At 68.0% G+C, this 23,330-nt stretch carries 18 protein-coding genes; 8 read left to right on the top strand and 10 right to left on the bottom strand.

Going from position 1 to position 23,330, the window contains the following annotated elements; all coding sequences use genetic code 11:
- Window positions 1–13: 13 nt before the first annotated feature.
- Together AB4Z47_RS04140 and mftR are read right to left on the bottom strand one after the other, a co-directional pair.
- Window positions 14–907: an STAS domain-containing protein gene (locus AB4Z47_RS04140; RefSeq protein WP_327118405.1), complete on the bottom strand. Its 894-nt coding sequence runs from the start codon at window positions 905–907 to the stop codon at window positions 14–16.
- A gap of 141 nt (window positions 908–1,048) precedes the next feature.
- Window positions 1,049–1,669, bottom strand: coding sequence for a mycofactocin system transcriptional regulator (gene mftR / locus AB4Z47_RS04135; protein ID WP_441947931.1), 621 nt, complete (start codon window positions 1,667–1,669; stop codon window positions 1,049–1,051).
- A gap of 40 nt (window positions 1,670–1,709) precedes the next feature.
- Here mftR and mftE point away from each other — a divergent pair, with 40 nt between their 5' ends.
- Entirely contained in the window at window positions 1,710–2,411 is a 702-nt protein-coding gene (gene mftE, locus AB4Z47_RS04130) for a mycofactocin biosynthesis peptidyl-dipeptidase MftE (RefSeq protein ID WP_441947929.1), read from the top strand.
- Window positions 2,408–3,646, top strand: a complete 1,239-nt coding sequence (gene mftD, locus AB4Z47_RS04125; RefSeq protein WP_441947928.1) for a pre-mycofactocin synthase MftD — start codon at window positions 2,408–2,410, stop codon at window positions 3,644–3,646. Before mftE ends, mftD begins: the two co-directional genes overlap by 4 nt.
- Before the next feature lie 4 nt (window positions 3,647–3,650).
- On the opposite strand, the gene AB4Z47_RS04120 is transcribed toward mftD, so the two are convergent.
- Window positions 3,651–4,121 (bottom strand): MarR family winged helix-turn-helix transcriptional regulator, encoded by a 471-nt coding sequence (locus AB4Z47_RS04120; RefSeq protein WP_441947927.1) that lies wholly within the window; start codon window positions 4,119–4,121, stop codon window positions 3,651–3,653.
- Window positions 4,122–4,399: 278 nt separating this feature from the next.
- On the opposite strand from AB4Z47_RS04120, the gene AB4Z47_RS04115 reads away from it, so the two are divergent.
- Both AB4Z47_RS04115 and AB4Z47_RS04110 read left to right on the top strand, forming a co-directional pair.
- The gene (locus AB4Z47_RS04115) at window positions 4,400–6,076 is read left to right on the top strand and encodes a fumarate hydratase (RefSeq protein ID WP_441947926.1); all 1,677 of its coding nucleotides are present in this window, start codon (window positions 4,400–4,402) and stop codon (window positions 6,074–6,076) included.
- 142 nt (window positions 6,077–6,218) lie between these two features.
- On the top strand, window positions 6,219–6,683 hold the full coding sequence (locus AB4Z47_RS04110; protein WP_441947925.1) for a hypothetical protein: 465 nt from the start codon (window positions 6,219–6,221) through the stop codon (window positions 6,681–6,683).
- Between the two features lie 1,022 nt (window positions 6,684–7,705).
- Here AB4Z47_RS04110 and AB4Z47_RS04105 read toward each other — a convergent pair.
- The gene (locus AB4Z47_RS04105) at window positions 7,706–8,191 is read right to left on the bottom strand and encodes a hypothetical protein (RefSeq protein WP_441947924.1); all 486 of its coding nucleotides are present in this window, start codon (window positions 8,189–8,191) and stop codon (window positions 7,706–7,708) included.
- Between the two features lie 685 nt (window positions 8,192–8,876).
- Here AB4Z47_RS04105 and AB4Z47_RS04100 point away from each other — a divergent pair.
- The 3 genes from AB4Z47_RS04100 to AB4Z47_RS04090 are packed head-to-tail and all read left to right on the top strand — an operon-like array spanning window position 8,877 to window position 10,351.
- Window positions 8,877–9,506, top strand: coding sequence for a helix-turn-helix domain-containing protein (locus AB4Z47_RS04100; protein WP_441948047.1), 630 nt, complete (start codon window positions 8,877–8,879; stop codon window positions 9,504–9,506).
- Complete coding sequence (cutA, locus tag AB4Z47_RS04095) at window positions 9,485–9,808, top strand: divalent-cation tolerance protein CutA (RefSeq protein ID WP_441947922.1); 324 nt, start codon at window positions 9,485–9,487, stop codon at window positions 9,806–9,808. Before AB4Z47_RS04100 ends, cutA begins: the two co-directional genes overlap by 22 nt.
- A gap of 60 nt (window positions 9,809–9,868) precedes the next feature.
- A complete protein-coding gene (locus tag AB4Z47_RS04090; RefSeq protein WP_441947921.1) occupies window positions 9,869–10,351 on the top strand; it encodes a M15 family metallopeptidase in 483 nt (160 codons plus the stop codon).
- 207 nt (window positions 10,352–10,558) lie between these two features.
- Here AB4Z47_RS04090 and AB4Z47_RS04085 read toward each other — a convergent pair whose 3' ends face one another.
- From AB4Z47_RS04085 to AB4Z47_RS04070, 4 genes are all read right to left on the bottom strand, one after another.
- Window positions 10,559–14,749: a TIGR02680 family protein gene (locus AB4Z47_RS04085; RefSeq protein WP_441947919.1), complete on the bottom strand. Its 4,191-nt coding sequence runs from the start codon at window positions 14,747–14,749 to the stop codon at window positions 10,559–10,561.
- A 3-nt stretch (window positions 14,750–14,752) separates the two neighbouring features.
- Window positions 14,753–16,180 (bottom strand): TIGR02678 family protein, encoded by a 1,428-nt coding sequence (locus tag AB4Z47_RS04080; protein WP_441947918.1) that lies wholly within the window; start codon window positions 16,178–16,180, stop codon window positions 14,753–14,755.
- Complete coding sequence (locus AB4Z47_RS04075) at window positions 16,180–17,763, bottom strand: TIGR02677 family protein (protein WP_441948045.1); 1,584 nt, start codon at window positions 17,761–17,763, stop codon at window positions 16,180–16,182. Before AB4Z47_RS04075 ends, AB4Z47_RS04080 begins: the two co-directional genes overlap by 1 nt.
- A 148-nt stretch (window positions 17,764–17,911) precedes the next feature.
- On the bottom strand, window positions 17,912–19,105 hold the full coding sequence (locus tag AB4Z47_RS04070) for an XRE family transcriptional regulator (protein ID WP_441947917.1): 1,194 nt from the start codon (window positions 19,103–19,105) through the stop codon (window positions 17,912–17,914).
- Between the two features lie 278 nt (window positions 19,106–19,383).
- Here AB4Z47_RS04070 and AB4Z47_RS04065 point away from each other — a divergent pair, with 278 nt between their 5' ends.
- Window positions 19,384–19,689: a hypothetical protein gene (locus AB4Z47_RS04065; RefSeq protein ID WP_441947915.1), complete on the top strand. Its 306-nt coding sequence runs from the start codon at window positions 19,384–19,386 to the stop codon at window positions 19,687–19,689.
- On the opposite strand, the gene AB4Z47_RS04060 is transcribed toward AB4Z47_RS04065, so the two are convergent.
- Window positions 19,599–22,193, bottom strand: coding sequence for an AMP-binding protein (locus AB4Z47_RS04060; RefSeq protein WP_441947913.1), 2,595 nt, complete (start codon window positions 22,191–22,193; stop codon window positions 19,599–19,601). The two genes, AB4Z47_RS04065 and AB4Z47_RS04060, sit on opposite strands and share 91 nt — an antisense overlap.
- Window positions 22,194–22,307: 114 nt before the next feature.
- A complete protein-coding gene (locus tag AB4Z47_RS04055; RefSeq protein WP_040779604.1) occupies window positions 22,308–23,192 on the bottom strand; it encodes a PAC2 family protein in 885 nt (294 codons plus the stop codon).
- Window positions 23,193–23,330 lie beyond the last annotated feature (138 nt).

Genomic DNA, 23,330 nt, shown 5'->3' with positions numbered 1-23,330 from the left:
CAGGTCCGCCTGATCAGCGGCCGTCGCGTTCGGAGACCCGGGAAACCTCGTAGCCTAGGAGACGTTCCGCCTCTTCGATACCACCCTGAAGGTCGCCGACCGCGTTCATCTTCGACAGATCCAGGCCGATGGTCACCAGCGTCAGTGCGATCTCCGAGGACAGGCCGGTGATGATCACGTTCGCGCCCATCAGGCCGGACGCGTCGACGGTCTGCACCAGGTGATTGGCCACCGTGGAGTCGATCGCGGGCACACCGGTGATGTCGATGACGACAACCTTCGCGCGGTTGGCCCGGATGGCCCGTAGCAGTTGCTCGGTGAGCTGGCGGGCGCGCTGGCTGTCCAGCACGCCGATGATCGGCAGGATCAGCAGCTGCTCGCGCACCTGGAGCACCGGCGTCGACAGCTCGCGGATGGCCTCCTGCTGCTGGCGGATGACGCGCTCGCGCTCTTGGACGAAGGAGACGCCTACGGTGTTGGCGATGCGGTTGGCGGCCGGTTCGTACGCGTCGAGCACGGCGTTGAGCAGCTCGAAGTCGGCCTGGTACTTCTCGAAGAGGGACCGGGCCAGCACGTCGCGCAGCAGCAGCACGATGCCGAGCACCTCGTCGGTCTCGACTCCTCTCGGGATGATGCGTTCGGACAGGTCCCGCGCGTAGGCCTGCAGGGCCTCGACGCTACCGGTCTCGAGCACCTCGACGTAGTTGTCGTAAACCGAGGTCGCTTCGGAGAAGATCTCCTCGGGGGTCATCGCGGTGAGCAGTTGGGCGTCGGTGATTCGCCGGGCCCATTCCTCGCGTAGTGCGGTGCGGTTCTGGCGCAGATGCTCGACCAGCTGCGGGAGCAGGTTGTCGACCGGGCCCGCGGTCAGCGAATCCGCCGAAAGGCTCATGGACACCTCGGACATGGAAACTCCTGCCCCTTTCGACGGTTGAGTCGGGATCTTCGGACGCTTCGGCTGCGAGCCGATACCGAGCCTAGTCATACCCCACCCGGGTCGCCGCCGAAACCTGCCGCTTGTTCGCCCTCGATCCGGATGGCATGGACCTCATGGCACCGTAGCGAATCCGCGTTCCAACGCCGCGAGTGCCTCGTCCAAGTACACGGTGAGGTCGCTGTCGGCACGGGCGAGCCAGGCGTCGAACGCCGCGCGGGCCGCCGCGAGGGTGGTCCGCCCGACGGCGAGGGGGATCAGGCCGTCCTCCGGCTCGCCGAGCCGCCCCGCGGCGAACGCGCTCACCGCGCGCTCCCAGGCGTCGTAGTGCGCGCCCGCGGTGGCGGCCAGCGCGGGGATGGTGGCGACGAGCTGCATGCGGGTGCGCAGTTCGGGGACGTCTTCGGCGCGATATCGATTGGCGTTCACCACGACTCGGCGCACAGCGGTCATCATCGGAACGTCGTCGGGCACCGTGGCGAAGGCTCCGCGCAGCGCGGCGACTTCGTCGTCGAACTGGTACCAGAGCACCTCCGCCTTGGTGGGAAAGTAACGGAAGAAGGTGCGTCCGCTGATGCCCGCCGCGGCAGCGATCTGCTCGACGGTGGTGTCGTCGAAGCCCCGCTCGGTGAAAAGCCGCATGGCGATCAGTTCGAGTTCGCGCTTGGTGGTGCCGCGTGGGCGGCCGCGCGTGGTCCGGTTCTCCCGCATCGTCTGATTCTGCTCGGCGGTCACGGCCCTTGATTATGTCAGTGACTGACGATAATCTCGCGGCATGTTGGCGGATCTCACCTGGCCCGAAGCGGGCGCGCGGGCCGCCGCGGGTGCGATCCTCGCCGTGGCGGTGGGGGCTACCGAGCAGCACGGTCCGCACCTGCCGCTGTCCACCGACACCGACGTCGCCGCGGTATTGTGCGCCCGGCTCGCCGCCGCGCGGCCCGATGTGCTTGTCGGACCGGCGATTCCGTACGGCGCCAGCGGTGAGCACGCGGGCTTTCCCGGCACACTGTCGATCGGACAGGCGGCGCTGGAGCTGCTGATCGTCGAGCTGTGCCGCTCGGCGACCGAGACCTTCGACCGGATCCTGCTGGTCAACTGGCACGGCGGCAATATCGAACCGCTGCGCAGGGCGAAGGATCTGCTGCGCACCGAGTCGCGCGACGTGCGCGTCTATCTGCCGCGCTTCGACGGCGACGCGCATGCCGGGCGGTCGGAGACCGCAATCCAGCTGGCGCTCGCGCCCGACCGGGTCCGCGACGATGTTGCCGCCGCGGGCGACACCCGTCCGCTGGCCGAGTTGCTGCCGCTGTTGCGCGCGGGGGGAGTGCGCGCGGTGAGCGCCAACGGCGTGCTCGGCGACCCGGCGGGCGCGACCGCTGGCGAGGGCGCCGCTCTGCTCGAACACCTCACCAGCGACTTGATCGACCGAACCCGGCTCTGGTGGCCGGTAGCCTCCCCGGAAAGGACCGGAACATGAACCCGTGGTTCGAGACTGTCGCCGAGGCGCAGCGACGTGCGAAGAAGCGGCTCCCGAAGTCGGTGTACGGGGCGCTGATCGCCGGATCCGAGCGCGGCCAGACCATCGAGGAGAACCAGAAGGCGTTCACCGAACTGGGCTTCGCGCCGCACGTCGCCGGGCCGATCGGGCTCCGGGATCAGGCTACAACCGTACTGGGACAAAAGCTTTCGATGCCGGTGCTGATCTCGCCGACCGGCGTGCAGGCGGTGCATCCGGACGGTGAGGTCGCCGTCGCCCGCGCCGCGGCCGCGCGCGGCATCGCGATGGGCCTGAGCTCGTTCGCCAGCAAACCGATCGAAGAGGTGATCGCGGCCAACCCGGTCACCTTCTTCCAGCTGTACTGGTGCGGCGGCAAGGACGAGATCCTGCAGCGGATGCACCGAGCGAAGTCGGCGGGCGCGGTCGGCTTGATCCTGACCCTGGACTGGTCGTTCTCGCACGGCCGGGACTGGGGCAGCCCGGCGATCCCGGAAAAGCTCGACCTGCGTACCATGCTGAAGTTCGCGCCGCAGACGCTGGCGCGGCCGCGTTGGCTGGCCGGCTACGTGCGCTCGGGCCACATTCCCGATCTGACCGCGCCGAACATGGCTGTCGGCGACGGTCCCGCCCCCGGTTTCTTCGGCGCCTACGGGGAATGGATGGGTACGCCCGCGCCGGACTGGGCGGATGTCCGGTGGATTTGCGAGCAGTGGGACGGGCCGGTGCTGCTCAAGGGCGTCATGCGGGTTGACGACGCCCACGCCGCAGTCGACGCCGGTGTCGCGGCGATCTCGGTCTCCAACCACGGCGGCAACAATCTCGACGGCACTCCTGCCGCGATCCGGGCGCTGCCGGTGATCGCGGAAGCGGTGGGCTCGCAGATCGAGGTGGTACTCGACGGCGGCATCCGCCGCGGCAGCGACGTGGTGAAGGCGGTGGCGCTGGGCGCTCGGGCGGTGCTGATCGGCCGTGCCTACCTGTGGGGTTTGGCCGCGAACGGGCAGGCCGGTGTGGAGAACGTGTTGGACATCCTGCGCGGCGGCATCGATTCGGCGCTGCTCGGCTTGCGCAAGACCAGCGTCGCCGAGCTGGACCGCTCGGATCTGGTGGTGCCCGCCGGGTTCGAGCGGGCGCTCGGGACACCCGAATCGGCCGGTGCGACGGACGCTCCTGCGGAGCGCGCGGTGCAACCGGCGTCGTCCACGTCCGCCTGACGGTTCAACTCTCGGCCGCCGCTCTTCGATGGTGCGTGAGCAGCGTGTCGTAGATGTCGGCGAGCGCGGCCAGCTGCTGGCGATCGAGGATGTCGATCATGTGCCTGCGCACGCTCTGCACGTGTGCGGGCGCGGCGCCGGTCAGCACCTCGGCACCGCGCGGGGTGAGCCGCGCGGCGGTGCGGCGGGCATCGTCGGGGATCGGCTCGCGCACCACCAAGCCGCGTTTCTCCATCCGGGTTATCTGGTGCGAGAGCCTGCTCTGCGACCACTCGAGTTTGGCCGCCAGCGCGGCGAAGGTGAGCCGGTGATCGGTGCTCTCCGCCAGGTAGGCGAGGACCGAGTATTCGACATAGGTGAGGTTGGACTCCCTGGTGGAGTCCCGCCCGACCGCCGCGGCGATGAGGTCGCGGGTGCGCACGAAACCTACCCAGGCGCTCATCTCGACGTCATCGAGCCAATGGGGATCGGTCACGATAGCGCTCCAAACTCTGACATATGGCATCAAACATTCCGCGTCGCTTGGCGCGGCGCGCGAACAGTCTGCGCGCGGCCGGACGAGGGGACGCCCGAGCGCTTTCTCAGAGATGAGAGGTAGCACCACCCGGGTTGAACGTGCAACCTTTTGAGTCGATTGTCCGACATAGGGTTGCCTAACCATCGGTGGGGTGCGGCTCGGTGGCTAGGCTCGCTGTTCTCGCGACCAGCCCGGCTGTGCGTCAGCGCTCGGGCCCACCCAAAGGAGTGCGACTGGTGACCGCGCCGGACTTCCGCTATTCAGACCTGCTGCCGATCGGCGGGGATGACACCCCCTACCGGTTGCTCACCACCGAGGGCGTCAGCACCTTCGTGCACAACGGCCGCACGTTCCTGCAGGTCGAGCCGGAAGCGCTGCGACAGCTCACCGAAACGGCCATGCACGACATCAGCCACTACCTGCGCCCCGCGCACCTGGGCCAGCTGCGCAAGATCATCGACGACCCGGAGTCCAGCGGCAATGACCGCTTCGTCGCGCTGGACCTGCTGAAGAACGTCAACATCTCCGCGGGCGGCATCCTGCCGATGTGCCAGGACACCGGCACCGCGATCGTCATGGGCAAGAAGTCCGAGGGAGTGCTCACCGGCGCCGACGACGCCGAATGGATCAGCCGCGGCGTCTTCGACGCCTACACCAAACTGAACCTGCGCTACTCACAGCTGGCGCCCATCACGATGTGGGAGGAGAAGAACACCGGCTCCAACCTGCCGGCGCAGATCGAGCTGTACTCCACGGCAGGCGACTCGGCGCATCCGGCCTACAAGTTCCTGTTCATGGCCAAGGGCGGGGGCTCGGCGAACAAGTCGTTCCTGTACCAGGAGACCAAGGCCATCCTGAACCCCGCGCGGATGCTGGAGTTCCTGGACGAGAAGATCCGCTCGCTCGGCACCGCGGCCTGCCCGCCGTATCACCTCGCGGTCGTCATCGGCGGTACCAGTGCCGAGTTCGCTTTGAAGACGGCGAAGTACGCCTCCGCGCACTACCTGGACAATCTGCCCACCGAGGGATCACTGTCCGCGCACGCCTTCCGCGACCTGGAGCTGGAGGAGGAGGTCTTCAAGCTGACGCAGTCCTTCGGCATCGGCGCGCAGTTCGGCGGCAAGTACTTCTGCCACGATGTGCGCGTGGTGCGTCTGCCGAGGCATGGCGCCAGCTGCCCGGTGGCCATCGCGGTGTCCTGCTCGGCGGATCGGCAAGCGCTGGCCAAGATCACCGCGGAGGGCGTGTTCCTGGAACAGCTCGAGCGCGAGCCCGCTCAGTACCTGCCGGAGCAGACCGACGCCATCCTCGGCGGTGACGTCGTGCGGGTCGACCTGAACCGGCCGATGGACGAGATTCGCGCCGAGCTCTCGAAATACCCGGTGAAGACCCGGCTTTCGCTGACCGGGCCGCTCGTGGTCGCGCGCGACATAGCGCATGCCAAGATCAAGGAGCGCCTCGACGCGGGCGAGTCGATGCCGGACTACCTGCGCGACATGGCCGTCTACTACGCGGGCCCGGCCAAGACACCCGAGGGCTACGCCTCCGGCTCCTTCGGCCCGACAACGGCGGGCCGGATGGACTCCTACGTCGACCAGTTCCAGGCCGCCGGCGGCTCGTTCGTCATGCTCGCCAAGGGCAATCGGTCCGCGCAGGTGACCAAGGCATGCAAGGAGCACGGTGGCTTCTACCTCGGCTCTATCGGCGGCCCCGCCGCACGGCTGGCGCTGGACTGCATCAAGTCGGTCGAGGTGCTGGAGTACCCCGAACTGGGCATGGAAGCCGTGTGGAAGATCGAGGTCGAAGATTTTCCCGCGTTCATCGTCGTCGATGACAAGGGCAACGACTTTTTCGCCGAAACCCAGAAGCCGATCGCGCTGCGCGTGCGCACCCGCTCCCGAGAGCGCATCTGAATCCGTCGTACGAACCCGCGCGGTGGCAGCGCGCGGACACGGCGATGTCCCCCCGATCACCGGGGTAGCGTCGCCATTTCACCGGGCACCCTTAGCGAAGTACGTCGTTGATTCCGGCTGCCGACGCATGTCGAGGAGGGCAATGAGTACATCCAGGGCTGTACCGATGTCGTTGTGTATCTCCGAGTCGGCGGCTCGGCGATTGGCCGAGCGCGCCGCCCGGGAGGGAACGAGCTGCACCGCACTACTCGATCGCCTGATCCGGGAAGGTGTCGATCAGCTGGACCATCCCGGGATCGTCTTCCGTGGTCCGATGAACGACCGCCGCGCCGCGCTGGCGGCAGGCCCCGCGGTCTGGGAAGTCGTTGCGCGTCTACGGGAATTGGATGGTCCGGTGGAACGCCGCATCGAAATCCTCGGTGCGAAATCGGACCTGACCATCGGCCGGATCAGGGTCGCCGTCGCCTACGCCCGCGCGCACGGCGGCGAGATCCTCGAGCGGATCGGGCGCAATCGCCAAGCGGTGGAAGCGATTCGCCGCGCACGCGCGCGGGTGATGGCAGCGCGGGCGCGGCCGAGCGCGCTGGACGGTCCGGCGTGCGTGTGATTCGGCCGGATTGTCCGGTGTAGTGGCTCTTCACATGTTGGGGAGCGAATGTGGAAACTCGTGTTTCTGGATAGACCGCTCGACCTGCGGACGGCTACCCGGCGTTGGCCGGGAGCCGTCCGCGGTACGTCCGGCTTGATTTGGAGGGGTTGGAAAGCAACGAGTTTCGTGCTTCAGCGTCGACTGTGGGTGATAATGCGGTCGCGATTCGCGTGCAGGTCGGCGGATTCCGACAATCCGGATTAATAGCAATCCTTTCTTCATGTGATCCACAGCACTGGAATAGATTGTGAACAACGAGATTTCCCTGTGAGCGTAATGTTAGCCAGCTGGGGATAGCTGACTCGAAATCGGACATGTCTCATAGCTATGGCATCACGTCATGTGCCCTGTGTATCCGAATCGTGCTGTTTGCAGTGTGATTCGCCAGATGTTGTCCACAGGGTCGCTGCTTCAAATCAGTGCGGCCGGTCGCCGTGCTTGCGGGCACACTGAAGCAGCTCGGCGCGGTCGTCGCGTAGCCGCCGTCCGCTTCTGTATGGGCAGTCGGCGTGGGCGACAGACCTGAACGTATCCGGATCAGTCGACCCGTTCGGCACCCCGCAACTCCTCCGCAAACGATACGATCGCCGCAACCTCTGAAATTCGAGAGTGTTGCGACGATCGCGTGAACCCGCCCAGGGCGGGGTCTTTTGCGTTTCAGGACGTTGTCAGATTCCCAGAGCCGCCAACATCCAATCCTCGGCTGCTTTGAGGTCATTCGCGGGGATGGCTCGGGTCGCATAGGCCGGCTTACTGATCCAACGGCGCGATCCTGGCCCGGTCATCGGCCGTACAACCCAACGGCCGAACTCGCGGCGAACGCCCTGATACCCGCCACCTGCGTCCTGTGGGTGCAGTCTCCTCCGACGTGGCAGCGCCAGCGTCAGCGCTCGAACCACGCCGATCACCTGGTCGCGCTTGCTGACTGGTCCAATATACTCGGCGTAACGTCGTCCATTCGGCAATCCCATGTCATCCCTCTATCCGCATTCGGCGGCTGTGACGACCCGTGTTTCAGATGGGGTCTCAATGGGGCCGTATGCCCTGCCCTGGATCGTACCTCTCACCGAGGAGAAGATCCGCCAGTATCCAGCCGCGCAGGGCGCGCTGGCCGTGAAGGTCTGGCGTGTCCACGGGACGAGGCTGGTTCGGATGTGCTCGCCAACAGAATCCCAGCCACCCGAAGCGTTCCGTCGCTGCAAGGTCAGGTAGTAGTCATGCGTGAGCTCAGGGGTACCGCCACCGGGAGCTTGGTCACACTTCGCCCAGCCGTAGCCCTCGATCTTGGGCGGTAAAACCGTTGGGGTGGACCAGGGGCTGAACCCGTTGTCGCAGAGGGTCTTCTTCGCCTCTGTGGCCAATGGTCCGCCGGGGCTGGCGTTGGCGACGACGCCAATTGTGCCGGAGGTCAGTGCCATTGCGAGCGCGGCGACGATGATGGACAGTCGAGAAGTGTTGTAGTGCACCAGGTTTCCCCTATTCTTTTGCCTGAGCGTCTTCACTGCTCAGTACTCCCGTGATGCGTCCGGCTTGATCCGTCCGGCGCTGATCAGTGTTTGGCGTGCCGCTTCTTTGCGGGGGCACTCGGTTGCCCTGCATCCGCGATGTCGCTGCATGGTTCGGTGGGCTTCTTCCACGCTCAGCGGCCGATCTGGCGCTTCGTGCGGCCATCCGGAAGGCCACATCCCCGCATCGGTCGGGCGTGCGCGCTGTGCCTGTGCGCGCTGGTTCTCGGCCCGCCATTCGGCCTGGACGCGGTCGACAATGTCTTGGACGTTGGTTCCCCGTTCCGCAGGGTCGGCGTCGTCTTGCCACCAGTTGAACCCCATCGCTGCATCAATCCTCGTGTGATCTCTGGGTTGGGAGTCGCCGGAGCCGGAGGGGTGCTCACCCCGGCTCCGGGACGTTTCTGGGGTCTCCACCCATTCGCGGAGGGCTTCGAGGTAGTCCGTCAATACGTCGACACGCAGCCCGCTCCAGGGAACAAGCGGCCCGACGAAGGGTGTCCGGTGTGGTAGTTCGTTCGTGTGTACTGCCGTCTCGTGCATCGAGCCCCCGAGGTTTAGACTAATCCGTCTGAACTAGACGGAATTGTCTGAGCATACGACGGGTGCCTACAATTTGGGCAAGTTTGAGCGAAAGGACAGGCCAGTGAGCGGGACGCCGGAGGTGTTGAGGCGGCTACGCGGGGAGTTGTCACAAACGGAATTCGGTGCGCGGGTGGGGTTGACCCAGCGCACCATTTCCCGGTTGGAGGACGGTTCGGCGAAGTTGACCTTGGAAGAAGCCGTCCAGATATCCGATGCATGCGAAATCTCGCTCACTGAACTGGCGGGTCGGCAGTCCGCAGAGTTGAACCTGTCCGGTGATTGGTGGGCCGCATGGCAAACGGTCAAGGACGGCATTCCGCGTGTTGACATCCACGAGCTCGAGGTCACGCAGGAAGGCGTGTTCTTCCAGTTCTTCGGCGATCGTGCGCGCTCGGTCGAGGAGGGCTCCTACGCCTGGCGCGGGGAAATGCGGCTGTGGGACTCCGAGGTGCTGATGGGCTGGTATCGCGCTACCGACGGTGCAGTCCGCTCGAAGGGCGTCATGTACATGGCGCTGCACCCGCACGGAACGCACATGATGGGCGGCTGGGTTGGCCTCAGTTACCAGGGTCCGGCGGTTCGAGGTTGGGCAGGCATAGCGCGTGACCGCGACCTGCTGGAGACCCTCATGGATGACATTGGCAACCAGGGTGTACGAGACTGGCTCACATGGCCGACGATCATCTCGTAGACGTAACAGTGACCGCCGACGATGCCGACTGGCTGGCGGAGTTCACGCGCCGCCTCGTGGAGGACAAACTGGCGGCGTGCGGCAACCTGATCCCCGGTGTTCGATCCGTCTATCGGTGGGAAGGCGCGATCCACGACGACCAGCAGACCCTCGTAATCCTCCATACCCGAGCCGCGCTGGTGCCCGCGATTATCGAGCGGGCTGACACAGATCATCCAGACACCACGCCCCAGGTTCTCGCGGTGCCGGTTGCCGACGCGCATCCGGGCTACTGGCAGTGGGTCATCGACTCGACTACCTAGCTTGTACAACGCACGTGTATAGAGGCGGACGGATCTGCGGTGCTGGTTAGGATCACCTGCATGCTGCGACGAACCATCGGGTCGGTAGTGCTTGCGGGAATCGGGTTTGCCGGATGGTCGGTACCTGCGGCGGGGGCGGCTCCGGTCGCCACGGAATCGAAGGCCGAGACCGAGGGCCTCGATCCGCTGCTGGCGATCGCGTACACGCTTGCGGCCGACGAAGCGCATGCGCAAGGCGTGCCGCTGTCGATCACCTCCGGATTTCGGACGCCCGCCGAGCAGCAGGCGCTGTGGGACGACGGACTGGCGACCTACGGCAGCCCGGACTCCGCGCGTCGGTGGGTGCTCCCGCCGGATGAGTCCACCCATGTCCAGGGCAAGGCCATCGACGTCGGCCCGCCGCAGGGCGCGGCATGGCTGGAGGCCAACGGCAACCGATGGGGCCTCTGTCGCACGTTCGACAACGAATTTTGGCACTTCGAGTTGCAAACCCTGCCTGGGACGCCCTGCCCGCCCATGCTGCCCGACGCCAGCATGCGGTGACCCGTCGGGTTTGTAGGACGCGACCAGTTCGACCCGACGAGTGGTGGCATTTCGAGCTGGCCACCCTCCCGGGCGTGGACTGCCCGCCGATGCGGCCGGCCGCGAGCGAGCGGTAACCATTTCGGCGAACGGGCGTCGATGACCGTAGTCGCAGCATCGTCCGCCGGGACCGATGACTACATCGCGCCTGTGCGGCGGCCTCCGAAGTCAGGTCGCCGGCGCCAGTTCGAGTCCGCCCTCGATCGTGTTCGGGACACGGCGGCGATTGGGTGAGCCGAGCGCGGCGGTCAGATCGGTGCCGTCGTGTTCGGCGAGCAGATCACCGCTGTCCCACACCAGCAGCGTCGCGCTGACGGTGTTCTCGGCCGCGGCGTGCGCCAGGTCGTAGTGCGCACAGCCGGGGACGTGCGGGTAGGTGATCCACAGGTCGTAGCCGGTCATGAACAGGTCGAGGTCGAATTGCACGCTCAGTCCGAGCAATTCGCTGCGTCCGTTGTCGTCCACGCCCGCGAACGCCTCGTCCAGCGCGAGCAGGCGGGGGGCCTGCGGGTCGGCGGAATCGAGCATGACGTGCGCGGCGGCGAAAAGCGGCAGGTGCAGCGACACCGACTGCTCGCCACCCGACAGCGCGCTGTGGCGGGCCACGGTCAGCTTGTCCTCGCTGCCGTCGGCGGAGATCAGCGTGAACGAGAACACCCGCCAAGTGCGGTAATCCAGGGTCGCGGCGAGGATCTCGGGGTAGGAGCGTTCCGGGTGCGCGGCCCGCGCGGCGCGGATCTCGACGGCGAAATGCGCCCGGATCGCTGCCAGGTCCTGCGCGGACAGCGCCGAAGCATCGCGGTCGAGTAGCTTGCACATGGCCCGCGCCGCGTCGGACAGGCTGTCTGCGAGCACCCAGTGCACGCCGATGGTGTTGCCCGATGACATGCGGCGCTGCTTCATCTCCGCGCCCATTCTGGCGATGAGATGGCGGGCGTCGCTGGTGCGTTCGTGGATTTGCTGGGCGAGGCCGGTCAGCAGCGCGTCCTCCAGGATGCGCCGCTCGGCGTCAGTGAGCAGCAGCTCTTGGTCCTTGCGCGCGGCATCGATGCGTGCGGCGAAATCGGCGACCGCCGAAACGCCGTACTCGTCCTGCACCTGCACCACGGTGAGGCCGTCGGCCGCGTCCCACTGCAGCCGATAGTCGCGACCGGAACCGGAGAGCGCGGCGTCGAACTCCTGTAGCGCGGCGGTCACCGCGCTGCGAGTGGACTTGCGGGTGGCCTCGTTCGCGCGCACGGACGCGGTGGCGGTGGCGAGACTGTCGAACAGCTCGGCGACCTCGTCGGGCAGCACCCGGGGTTCGGCGTGCGGCCCTGCCGACGCGATCCGGTACAGCAGCTGTTCCGGTGTCGACCATGCCGCGTCACTGCTCGGCCAGCGTCCGTCAGGTGGCGCGCCGAGTAGGGTGAGCAGATCAGGCTCGGCATATGGCGCAAGGGCTTTCACCTCCGCGAGCACTTCGGTGAGCGCGGTGCCGAGAGACTCGTGCGCGGTGCGGTAGGCGGCCTCCGCGTCGCCGACCGCCGCGATGGCCTCGTTGGCGGCCTTGCGCGCGGCCTTCTGCTCGGCCTTGGTCGCTTCGATTCGCTGCCTGGCCAGGTCCAGCTCGCGGTCGATATCGGCCGCGCCCGCACCCAGTGCATCGCGCAGCGTCTCGAGCTTGCGCAATTGCTCCTGGTAACCGGACTGCGCCGCCTCCGCCTCCTCCGCGAACGCCTCGGCCAAGTCCGCCGCCTCGGTCAGGCGGTCCTCGCCTTCCCGCTCGCGTTCGCGTTCGCGTTCGTATTCGGTGCGCAGGCGCAGCAGTCCGGTGCCGGTGTTCTCGAAGTGCCGGATAGCGGCGGCGAGGGCGTCGAGCTCGCGGGCCGAGCGTGGTGTCCGGTGCGCCGTCGCGGCGGCACGCAGCTTCTTCTCGACGGCGGACACCTCCGCCACCGCCTGGTCGAGGTCGCGCTCGGCTTGAGCGGCGGCCTCGGAGCGGGACCGCATCATGCCCGCGGTCTCCGCTACCGCGCGCAATGCGGCGGTGACCGCGGTCGGACGCGAAAGCGCCTTGGCAGCGGCGGAGATCCGAGCGAGTTCGGCGGCGGCGTCCGCCTCGTCTTGTTCGGCGGCACGCCGGGATTCGCTCGCCACCTCGATGGCGGCCGCGAGCGAGGCCGCGCGGGCCTCGCGCCGCCTGGCCCGCGCGGTGGCACCGATGAACTCCGCGTCGGCCTTCCGGTGCTCGCCGACCTGCACCCCCTGGCGGAAGCTACCACTGGTCCCGATTGCGACCATGCCGGTCGGTTCGTCCGCGTCGTCGTGCAGGGCGATCGAGGCGAGCACGTCGGCGACCGTCTGCCGCGGCACCGTGCAGGTGTCCGAATCATCCTCGACGACAAGGACATCCGCGAGTGTGCGTCCGGAAGGTCGCTGTTGCGCGGGCAGCGGGACGAGGAACTGATCCGACTCGTAGTCCGACGGCGGCTCGTCGTCCGCGCAGACCCAACCGTCGAGCAGATCGGCGGCGTGCAACGCGGCCTCGATGCCCGCCGCGGCCGCGGGGGACACGTCGTCGGCGAAACGGACCAGGCGCCACAGCGGAGCGCCGGGCCGGTCGCCCGTCCGACCGGAGCGCGCCGCGACAGCCGGTGGCGCGTCGTCACGCTGGGCGCAGACCCGGTCGCGTTCGGTGTTCAGCTCGGTAATACGCGCGGCCGCCGTGGCCGCGCGAGCGCGGGCGTCTCGGCGGCGGGTGCGGATCTCGTCGAGCAAGGGCTCGGCCCGCTCGGCCAGCACCTCGGCGACGGTGGCCTGGTCCGAACCGGCTTGGGCCACAGCGGTGTCCAGCGCCTGGAAAAGGCCGTCGCGGAGCGGGGAGTAGACCTCGCGGTGCTCGTCCCACCAAGACCGCAGGGTGCACGCGGCCTCGGTGCGGGCCAGCGCCACGGCCGCCTCGGCGTGGGCGACCTCCGCGGCGGCCGCCTCGCGCAGCTCGCGGGCGCGCTCGGCGAGCCGCTCGGCCCTGGTGCGCTCGGCGGTCGCGCTGTCGAGGAAGCCCAACGCCTTCCGTGCCGCGCGCACGTCGGCGTCGCGTTCCTCGGCGTGAGCGCGGACGGCGGCGGTGAGCTGCTCGGCGCGTACCGTCTCGGGCTGCGGCGTCCACACGATCCCGGCTTCTTCCGCGGCCGTGCGCAATTCGTCCTCACCGCGGGCGAGCGCGGCGGCGGCGGTACGAACCGTCGTGCGCGTGCGCTCGGCTTCCTGGGCCCGCTGGTCCATGGTCTGACGTGCCTTGAGCGCCTTGTCGCCGTGGACGGCCGCCGAGCTCTCCAGGCGGCGCACGGCGTCGGCCAGGTCGTCGAGCTGCTGCTTGCCCTCGTACGCGCTGGAGCGTTGCAAGTTCTCCCGGTCGGCGAGAGCCTGCTCGTAGGTGCGGTCGGCGTCTTCGGCACGGGTCTCGGCGGTCGCGCGCTCGGCCTCCCTGCGCTCGCGTAGCGCCGTGGCGGCGAACAGCGCCGTGCTCGCATGGGTGACCGCGTCCAGCCGGGCGCGCACCAGGTCGACGTCCGTCTTCGCCTGGACCGCAAGGTATTTTCGGTACACCGCCACGAAAGCCCTGGTCGCGGTGTCGGCATGCACCAAGCACTCCAGGGTGCGGCCGACCTCCTCCATGTCGCTGAAGGAGCGGGCGGCGTCGAGAATCAGCTGCTCGTCGAGCGGACGTAGGCCGTCGGTGAGCGCCTGGGACAGCCCGCGCGGGTCGAGATTCTTCGCCAGTTGCGGGCGGCGCAACGTGAGGATCAGGTTGATCAGCTGGTCGTAGCGCTGCGTGCCGAGACCGAACATGCGCGCGTCGATGGCGTTGCGGTAGTCCACCGGCCGGTCGACGATCGAGTCGGTGCCGATCTGCTCGGCGAGCTGCTTGCGAGTGAACGGACGGTCGTCCGGGCCGATCAGCGAGAAGTCGACGCCGACCCGGCCGTCGGCGACGAAGTACCAGCGGGTCACCTTGTCCGAGTAACGGGTGGCGCGCATGCCGATCCCGACGGTGACCACCTCCGGGTCGTCCCGGTGACCGCGCGCGAACTCCATCCAGACGTAGGAGTAGGCCGACTCCTGCTTGCGGTAGAGCAGGTTCGACTTCATCGTGCGTTCCTCGCCGGCGAAGGGGTTGAGCCTGCGCGGCTCGATCCGCCCGTCCAGCACGAATGGGTACAGCACCTCCAGCGCCTTGGTCTTGCCCGACCCGTTCGGCCCGCGCAGCACCAATCTGCCGTCTGCGAAACAGAATTCCTGGTCGCGGTAGTCCCACAGGTTGACGATCCCGGCGCGGGTCGGGGTGAACCGCACTCCGCCGTGAATGAGCGACATCAGTCAGTTCCCTTCCGTTCCGGTGCTGTCGGGACCATAGGTGTCGGCCGCGGTGACGAACAATTCCGCCGCCCGCTTGGTGCGGACTGTCACGACCGCGCCGCGGTAACGGGCCAGGGCGGGCAGCGCGAGCAGCCCGTCGTGAACCACCCGAACCAGCCGCAGCCGCTGCAGCAGCGCCACCACCTCCGAGGCGAGGCCGGGAATATCGGCCTGCCACTGTGCGGCGAAGGTGGCGCCATAGCGGTCGGCGAGCGCCTGCACTGTCTCGCGCACCCACGTGGTGTCGACGAGTGGATACGTCTCGACTCCGTCCATCGCGTGCCCCGAAAGGCTGTCCGGTTCCGGTGAACAGGGTTCGTTCGCCGGCGAATCCAGTGAGCGCAGCTCGGCGAGCGGTGCGAACACGGTGGATTCGGGGATGGCGTCATCGAGCTGCTCCGCGAGCGCCTCGCCCGCGTCCGGCGCGCCGGACCGCCGGGGCAGTGGGTTGTCGATGTCGAGTACGCGGTCGGCGATCTCACCGGCCAGCAGCAGCGCCACCTGGGCGAGGGTTCCGGTGCCGGGAAACCGGATGTCGGAGAGCCGTCCGGAGGTGTCGATCAGCGCGACGCCCTCGGCGCGGCGCTCGGCGCGCAGGCCGGTGAACAGTTCGACGTCGGCGACGATCCGTTCCTGCGCGAGCACCGGGCGTTCCTCGGGCGCGAGATCGTCGGCGTACACCACCGGCCGTTCGACCAGCGCCCTGCGGACCCGCCGCGCGATCGCGGCGGCGGTCGTCGGGTGCGGGGAAACGCCGGGGGTCGCGGCCTCTTCGGTGAGCAGCCCGCGCACGCTGTGCAGATGCTGCAGTGCGCGCGGCGGCCGGAACAGCGCGAAGACCACCGGCCGGTCGATGTCGTAGAGCGCCTCACCGGCCTCCGGATCGCTGGCCCAGCTGCCGGCGTCGCCGTCGGCGAGGGTGATCGCGCCGCGCCGGGTCAGCCAGCCCACCGCGTCGACGAACGCGTCGCGGTCGGCGGTCCGGTCGGGGGACAGCTCGAGCCCGTCCACCTGGCCGGTGTAGGCGGCGACGTGATCGGCCAACTCCGACAATGTGACCTGGTCGCCTGCGCGGCCCAGCGCGGCGAGTGCCAGCGCGAGGTAGGCATAGCGGCGGCGGTCGAAGACGCGCTCGCCCGGGGTGCGCGCGGGCCTGCCCGCGTCGAGGCGGTCGAGCACCGGGAACACCCGCGCGGTGGTCTCGGTGACCTCCAGCCGGTAACCGAACAGCTCGGCCAGATCCTCGCGCAGCTCGGTGGCCCATCGGCGGATCAGCGGCAGCGCGATCCGGTCCGGATAGGTCCGGGTGACCAGGTGATTGGCCAGGACGACCCGTGCGGCGCGTTGGTAGTTGTCCAGCGCGAGAACGTCGATCTTGTGTCCGCGCATCAGGGGCGCTCCCCGGTGGCACGCGACCGCGCCCTGGTCGTCTGCTCGACCTTCAGCGCGCGATTGTTCAGGTGCAGCAGCCCACGCGCAGTACGCACGACGGTCGACCCCTCGTGCTCGAAGACGGTGAGGGTGACGCCGCTGTCAGAACCGGTCGCCCCCGCGATCCGTCCGCGCACCGGAACCCACGCGGTGGACGCGGCATCCAGCAACCGGAGCAGCACCTCGGTTTCGCGTTCGTCGAGAACTCGCTCATGCACGTCGCCGGAGGCCAGCGACGTGGCAGCCTCCGCGCGAGCCCGCTGCGCGTCGAGCTGCGCCTCGCGCAGCCGCCGGATACCCACGTCGTTGCGGTGGATACGTGCCGGCGCGGCCGCCGACGGCGGACGCCCGGTTTCGGCGAGCGTCCGCGAGATCTCCAACGGCGGTGCGTCCCACCAGGATCGGATCGCCGGAATCACGTCGGCGTCCGGATGCTCCATCGCCAGATGTCGCGGCCTGCCCAGCCCGAAGACCGCGTCGAACAGCGCATGCGCGCTCTCGGCTGTCGGCGCCGCGGTGAACCAGCCCGCCAGATGCCGCAGCGCCGACTCCCTGCTCACCCCGCCGCGCCGAGTCTCGGTGACCCGGCGCAGCAGGGACAGCACCGCGGCGATAGCGCTCATCGTGGCCTCGCGTAGCCGCTCGGCCTCGGTCGTACCCGCGGATTCGCCGCCGCCCGAGGCGACGAACCAGGTCCGCAGTCCATCCCATCGGGACTGCCAATCCGACTGGCGCTCGGCGAGACTCAACAGCACCCGCTCGTCACAGTTGGCCGCGCGTGTGATCAGCTCCTCGACGCCGGTCTCCTCGATCTCTGCGATCGCGCCTGCCAGGCGCGGTGTGAACCGCGCAAGGTCGAGGCTGAACTCCCGCATGTGCGCCAGCAGCGCGTCTTTGTGCGCGAGAAACGATTCCGGGGTGATCTCGGTCGTACGGACCAGATCGCCGAGCCCGAGATAGAAGTGCGCGGCGCGAGCGGCCATGTCCGACAGCGCGGCGTCGAGGCGGCGCAGCGTGCGATACACACGTTCGGCGTCGCCCGCCTGATTGGCTTCGGCCAGGGTATGTAGGTCGGCCAGCAGCTCAGGAAGCACGAGCCGCGACAGCGCGGCCTCGTCGAGGCGGGCATCGAGCACACCGGACACTGCGCGGTAGGCCCGGAAACCGGCCTGCGAGAACTGGTACACGTAGTGCCGGTTGCGGTATTCGGCCAGGGTGGCGGCACGGGTTCCGTCGTAACTGCGCTCCAGCACGCCCCATCGGTGCAGCTGGTCGAGCAGCGTGCCGATCTCGGCGGCGGTCAGACGCGGAGCATTCGGCCGGCCTCCGGCAACGGCGGTTCGGGTGGGTGCACCGGCATCCGACTGGTAAGGATCACCGAAATCGGACGTGCGCGGGCTGCTTCCGTCTCGCTCGATCCAGTCCGCCACGTCGTTCGCGTGCAGCAACACCACGTATGTCGCTCGCGCGCTGTCGAATGCGCGAAGTACCCACAGGTAGTCGGCGCGCCGCTCGGCGGTGGCGAAGGAGAACAGCCGCAGCCGGTCGTCCCAGGGGACGGCGGAGCCGTCGACGGAGTCGGTCACCGGGAACAGGGTAGTAGCGGGCCGATCGCCGCCCACGCGATGCTCCGGTGTTCGGCGTGGCTGCGTCCAGTTCGTCGCCATTCGCCGACGCTTCGGTGGCAGCTCACTCAATAGACAGCGAACGCAGCTGGTCCATATACACCTGAGTACGTGGGTCGCCGGGGTAGCGCTCGATCATCTCGCGCGCGGTCTCGCCCGCGATCCAGACCAGCGAGGGCAACGAGCGCCGCTTTCCCGCGAAGGCACGCATGCCCTCGTCCAGCGCCAGTTCCAGATCGCGGTTACGGACCGCGACCACGGCCAGGGTCAAGTGCGCTTCCGAGACCCGCATCGGGTTGCGTACGGAACCGTCGGCGCGGGTCGCGTTCCGGATCACCTCGCGCGCGTAGGATTCGGCCAATCGATCCTCGCCTGCCACTCGGCAGCAGTCCATCGCGTAGAAGTCGAACTTCTGCGCGTCGATCACGAAATGGTTGTCCAGATTCGCCGGATGATCGAGTCGCTCCAGGATCGCCCGGCCGTCCGCCAGTGCGGCTTCCGCCTCCCGTCGTTGGCCGAGCCTGGCCCAGGCTTTGGCACGCTGGGCGGTGAGTTGGACACCGACCCGCAGACTCCGGCTTACTTCCAGCATCGGGTCGACCGTGTCGATGACACCCCGATAGTTGCCCTGGGTGAGCGCGGACCAGGCCGCCAGTTCCGCGGCCCAGCAGGTGATCTCGGCGTGTTCGGCCTCCTGCCCCAGTGAGTACGCGGCACGGCGCGTCGCCTCGGAGGCAGTCCGCCGGCCCAGGTCGAAGTCGACGCATCCGACAAGCAGCGCGACCCAGCCTGCGAGGACGAGGATTTCGCGGTGCTGGGACAGCGTCAGGCGTCCGTCCAGCAACGAAGTGATCCTGCGCAGCCAGGCGGTGCCCTCGGCGTGCAGTTCATGCGGGTCGGCGCTGGAGTATTCGCAGCACAGGCGCTCGGCGGTGATCCGGATGGCCTCCAGCGTCACGGAAGAAACGTCCGAAATGCGTAGTCTGCCGAGGAACTCCACGGTGTCCATGCCGGTGGCGGAAAGCAGTTCGTCGTCCCGGTTCGGCCTGGCCTTGGGGAAGAATGCCGCGGTAACCGTGTCGAACGCGGCGGCGATGATCGGAGCGTAGAAATCATCCGGGCGTGACTCACCCGATTCCCAGCGGCGCCAGTTCCGTAGGAGCGTACTGTCGGTCGGCAGATTGCTCGATGACTTCGCGCGCATCACGCGGACGGCGTCGGCTTGTGACCACCCCCTCGCGTCGCGCTCGGAACGCATTCGAACAGCCCAGACGGGTCGATCGTCAGCAGCGGCCACGTCTGTAGTATCGCACCAGTTAACGCTCGATGGCCGCATTAGGGCAGAGCGATGTCACCGGGTTGACATCTACATTCGCACTGTGGCGTTGTGCATGCTGAAGATGGAAGCGGAGAGTTTGCCCGCCCCACATGTAAGAGCAGGTGCCCGTACATCTACTCTGGTAGGAGGCGCAATAACACCGTAAGTCGGGTGGATCCACATAAGAGAACAGCGATCCCAATCCAACGGAGGTTCGGGTGGAAGCGTTGATCTATGGATACTTGCGTGACGATCTGGCCGATGGCAACAGCAAACAGCTCGAGGATGCGATGAGCAGCCTCGCCCGCGAAGAAGGGCTATGTTTCGCCGCAACATTCCATGAATCGACAGCGGGTGACGGTACGGCGTTCGCCGAGCTGACGGCCGAGCTCAAGCGTGCCGACGCACACCACGTGGTGGTTCCATCACTTGATCACTTTGCCGGCCAGACGATTCCGCGCGACATCTTGATCGCGAAGCTGGCCCACGAGGCGGCGGCCAGGGTCTGGACCATCGAGACCTGATCGCAGCGACAGGATTGCCCTGCACCGCGGGGAACCCAGCGCCGTAGACCGGTTACCATCCTCGTCGCGACCACACCGGCCACGAGGGACGCGAGCAACGCCGCGACTCGGCGCTGCCCGAACAGTGGATACACCTGCCAGTGCAGCAGATAGGCGAATAGCGAGCTATCGGCCAGTACCGCGGCGCCGACGGCGACGAGCGCGGGGACCCGGATCGCGGGCAGCCACACCAGCACGAGCAGGCCGGCCATGATCAGTCGTTCCCGATCGGGAACGCCGAAATACCCGGGCACCGTGGCCAGCACGGCCGCACCGACCATCAACCGCTGCCACGCCGTCGTCGCCTTCGCCGCCGCCCAGCCGAGCGCGAATAGCCATAAGGCCAGGCGCGAGAACGGCACATCCTTCGACGGGTACAAACCGAATGCCTGGTAGCGGAACACGATGCTCACGGCGACCAGCGCCATCGCGAACCAGAAGGGCGCGCGCCGCTCCAGCCGGTCCACCAACGGGATACGGATCACCAGCGCGGCCACGATCATGAAGTAGACGAGTACCTCGAGGAACCACAGGTGCCCGGCGGTGGCGCTGTCGTGTGGGCCGAGAAGCTTGTTGAGCAGCAGCACATTCTGCCAGCCGTAATAATCGCCGGCCACCAGGGTGAGCGCCACCCATGCCGCGGTCGGCACCGCGATCAGCGCTACGGTGCGCAGTGTGTGGCGAAGTCGTTCGGCGCGCGGCGCCGCTGTCACCGCGAACCGCGCGAAGTTGAATCCCGCCACGCCGAGCAGCACGTGTGCCGCGCCCCACAGCACGAACAGGCCGACGTGCGAGCCGACGATCAGCACGATGCCGATGGCGCGCAGCAGCGTCCCGGTGTCGAGCGAGCGCCCGAACCGCGTGCGGCCCTCGGGGATCCGCTCCAGTTCCGCGACCGTTGTGGTCGGCCAGTCGCCGGGCAGGCGGCCGAGTGCGCGCTCCAACCGCGCCGCGGTGTTCACGTAGGTGAGCGAGTTGCCACCGAGGTCGACGAACGTGCTGTCCTGGCGGATCAGTACGGGATCGATCCCGAGTGTGTCGGCGTACAGGGTGCGGAGGTCACGGACCTGTGCGGCGGGCTCGGCCAGCCGCCGGATGGCAAGATAGTCGGGCTTGCCGTTGGCCAGCCGCGGCATCCGCTCGACCGGACAGATCCGGACGGCCGCGGCGGGAAGCCCGGCCAGCCGCGCCGCGGTCTCGGTCGGATCGGACGCCGGAGCCTCGACCGCCACGACCAGATGTTCGTCGTCGTCGGCGCAGCAGGCCGTGAATCCGGCGGCGGCGAGGCCGGATTCGAGGCGTTGCAGGTCGACCCGCAGGCCGAAGATCTTGGCGAACCGGCTGCGCCTGCCCAGCACCTGATACAGCCCCTCGGGAGTGCGCCGGGCAAGATCGCCGGTGCGCAGTGCCTCGACGGTGCGACCCAACGCGAGCTCACGCGCGGACTGCGCGTAACCCATCATCACGTTGGGGCCGCGATAGACCAGCTCGCACGGCGCGTCGGACCCGTCGTCGGCATCCTCTAGCGGCTCGAGGGTGAATTCGCCTCCGGGAATCGGGATTCCGATGCAATCCGGATGCTCGGTCGCCAGATGCGCGGGCAGATAGGCCATGCGCGCGGTCGCCTCGGTCTGGCCGTACATGACTACGAAATCCCAGCCGGATTGCTTGCCGAGCGCGGCGTATTCGCGAACCCGTCCGGGCGGGAGCCTGCCGCCCGCTTGGGTGATGCAGCGCAGGTCGGGCAGAGTCATGCGGGCGAAACCGATGCGGTCGAGCAGATCGATGGTGTACGGCACCGCGGCGAACGATGTTGCGCGGTAGTCGAGGAACTCGCGCCAGAACTCGTGGTCGAGTACCGACCGTTCGGTGAGCAGCAGGCTCGCGCCGCGCAGCAGGTGGCTGTGCACCACCGAAAGCCCGTAGCAGTAGAACATCGGCAACGTTGTCGCGGCGCGGTCGTTCGGGCCGATGGACAGGTACTCGGCGATGGCGGTGGCGTTGGCGTGCAGGTTCGCTGCCGAGAGCCGGACCAGTTTCGGCGAGCCGGTGGAACCCGAAGTGCTCAGTAGCAGCGCGAGATCCGGGTGCAGGCGATGCGCCGAGATCTCGCGAACCACGTCGGTGCGGCCCGCCTCGACGACGACGTCCGGATCGTAGGTCGCCCGCAACTCTCCGGTGATCTCGGAGGCCAGCAGCACGGCGCAACCGGCGCTGAGCGCACCCAGATACGCGACGAGAGAGGCGAGGTCGTTGCGCGCCGCGAGCGCGACGAGGCGCGGCGTCGGTCCGAGCTCGGTCGCGTAGCCCTCGACGAGCGCCGCCAGTTGCGCGTAAGTAACCTGTTGCGGACCATCCCACACCGACTTCGCCGCGGTGACGCTCGCCGGGCTCGGTCGAGAGCACTGGACGGCGATCCGGTCGTCGAAGCCGCGGAGATGCGCGACGATCGGGAGAACGGTCACCGGCGGAAGTGTAGGTGGCGGACGTTTCCCGGCCCGAAGGTGGCCCCCCGGCGAACTTCCGGTGAACCGGCGATGCGCGGTCGCCGGAACCGAAGTCGACGCCGCGCGACAAGCTCAGAGTCCGAAGCTGCCCGGACCCCGCCTGCGCAGGTACTTCTCGAACTCGGCTGCGATGGCGTCGCCGTCGATCTTGGCCATCGCCTCGTTCACGTCGGCCGCGGCGTCGCCGCGCTCCTCCAGCGAGCGCACGTACTCGCTGATCTCGTCGTCGCCGACGGTCATCTCGTTGACGGCTGTCTCCCAGTCCTCGGCCTGCTTGGGCAGCTCGCCCAGCGGCACCTCGATATCGAGTACGTCCTCGACCCGGTGCAGCAGCGCGATCGTTGCCTTGGGGTTCGGCGGCTGCGAGACGTAATGGGGCACCGCGGCCCAGAACGACACCGCGGGCACGCCCGCCTTCACGCACTGGTCCTGCAGCACGCCGGTGATGCCGGTCGGTCCCTCGTAGCGGGTCTGCTCCAGATTGAACCGCTCGGCCGCCTCCTTGCTATAGGCGGAGCCAGTCACCGGGACCGGCCTCGTGTGCGGGGTGTCGGCCAGCAGCGCGCCGAGGATGACGACGGTCTGCACCCCGAGCTGTTCGATGAACTCCAGCAGGTCGCCGCAGAAGCTGCGCCAGCGCATGTTCGGTTCGATGCCGCGCAGCAACACCACATCGCGGTCGCTACCCGGCGGCGAGCAGACCGACAGCATCGTGGAGGGCCACTGGATTTCCCTGGTCACACCGTCGACCTGGCGCACCGTCGGCCGGTTCACCTGGTAGTCGTAGTAGTCCTCGGAGTCGAGTTCGGCTAGCGGTTCGGCATCCCAGATCAGTTCCAGATGCTCGACGGCGCCGCTGGCCGCGTCACCGGCGTCGTTCCAGCCTTCGAAGGCGGCGACCAGCACCGGATCCCGCAACGTCGGCAGTTCCGGATCGGGAGTTTCACTGGCGTTCACTCGGTCAGCCTACGGCGTGAGCGGAGGTGGCGTGTCGTATGGCGGCCGGATGGGGCGGCGTGTTCCCCACCTGCCGCGGAGCGGTGGTGTGGCGTAGGACACCGAGCCACGACGCCGTGGGCTGGATCGTCCGCCCTG

The organism is Nocardia sp. 2TAF39 (genome assembly GCF_052114905.1).
Classification (GTDB): Bacteria; Actinomycetota; Actinomycetes; order Mycobacteriales; family Mycobacteriaceae; genus Nocardia.
The sequence above is the reverse complement of the archived record's forward strand: the minus strand, read 5'-3'. Positions and strand labels throughout refer to the sequence as shown.

Bases quoted from the DNA above. Each gene is read 5' to 3' on its own strand.
- AB4Z47_RS04140 (WP_327118405.1), bottom strand. From the start codon at position 907: ATGTCCGAGGTGTCCATGAGCCTTTCGGCGGATTCGCTGACCGCGGGC.
- mftE (WP_441947929.1), top strand. From the start codon at position 1,710: ATGTTGGCGGATCTCACCTGGCCCGAAGCGGGCGCGCGGGCCGCCGCG.
- mftD (WP_441947928.1), top strand. From the start codon at position 2,408: ATGAACCCGTGGTTCGAGACTGTCGCCGAGGCGCAGCGACGTGCGAAG.
- AB4Z47_RS04110 (WP_441947925.1), top strand. From the start codon at position 6,219: ATGAGTACATCCAGGGCTGTACCGATGTCGTTGTGTATCTCCGAGTCG.
- cutA (WP_441947922.1), top strand. From the start codon at position 9,485: ATGGCCGACGATCATCTCGTAGACGTAACAGTGACCGCCGACGATGCC.
- AB4Z47_RS04090 (WP_441947921.1), top strand. From the start codon at position 9,869: ATGCTGCGACGAACCATCGGGTCGGTAGTGCTTGCGGGAATCGGGTTT.
- AB4Z47_RS04085 (WP_441947919.1), bottom strand. From the start codon at position 14,749: ATGTCGCTCATTCACGGCGGAGTGCGGTTCACCCCGACCCGCGCCGGG.
- AB4Z47_RS04080 (WP_441947918.1), bottom strand. From the start codon at position 16,180: ATGCGCGGACACAAGATCGACGTTCTCGCGCTGGACAACTACCAACGC.
- AB4Z47_RS04070 (WP_441947917.1), bottom strand. From the start codon at position 19,105: ATGCGTTCCGAGCGCGACGCGAGGGGGTGGTCACAAGCCGACGCCGTC.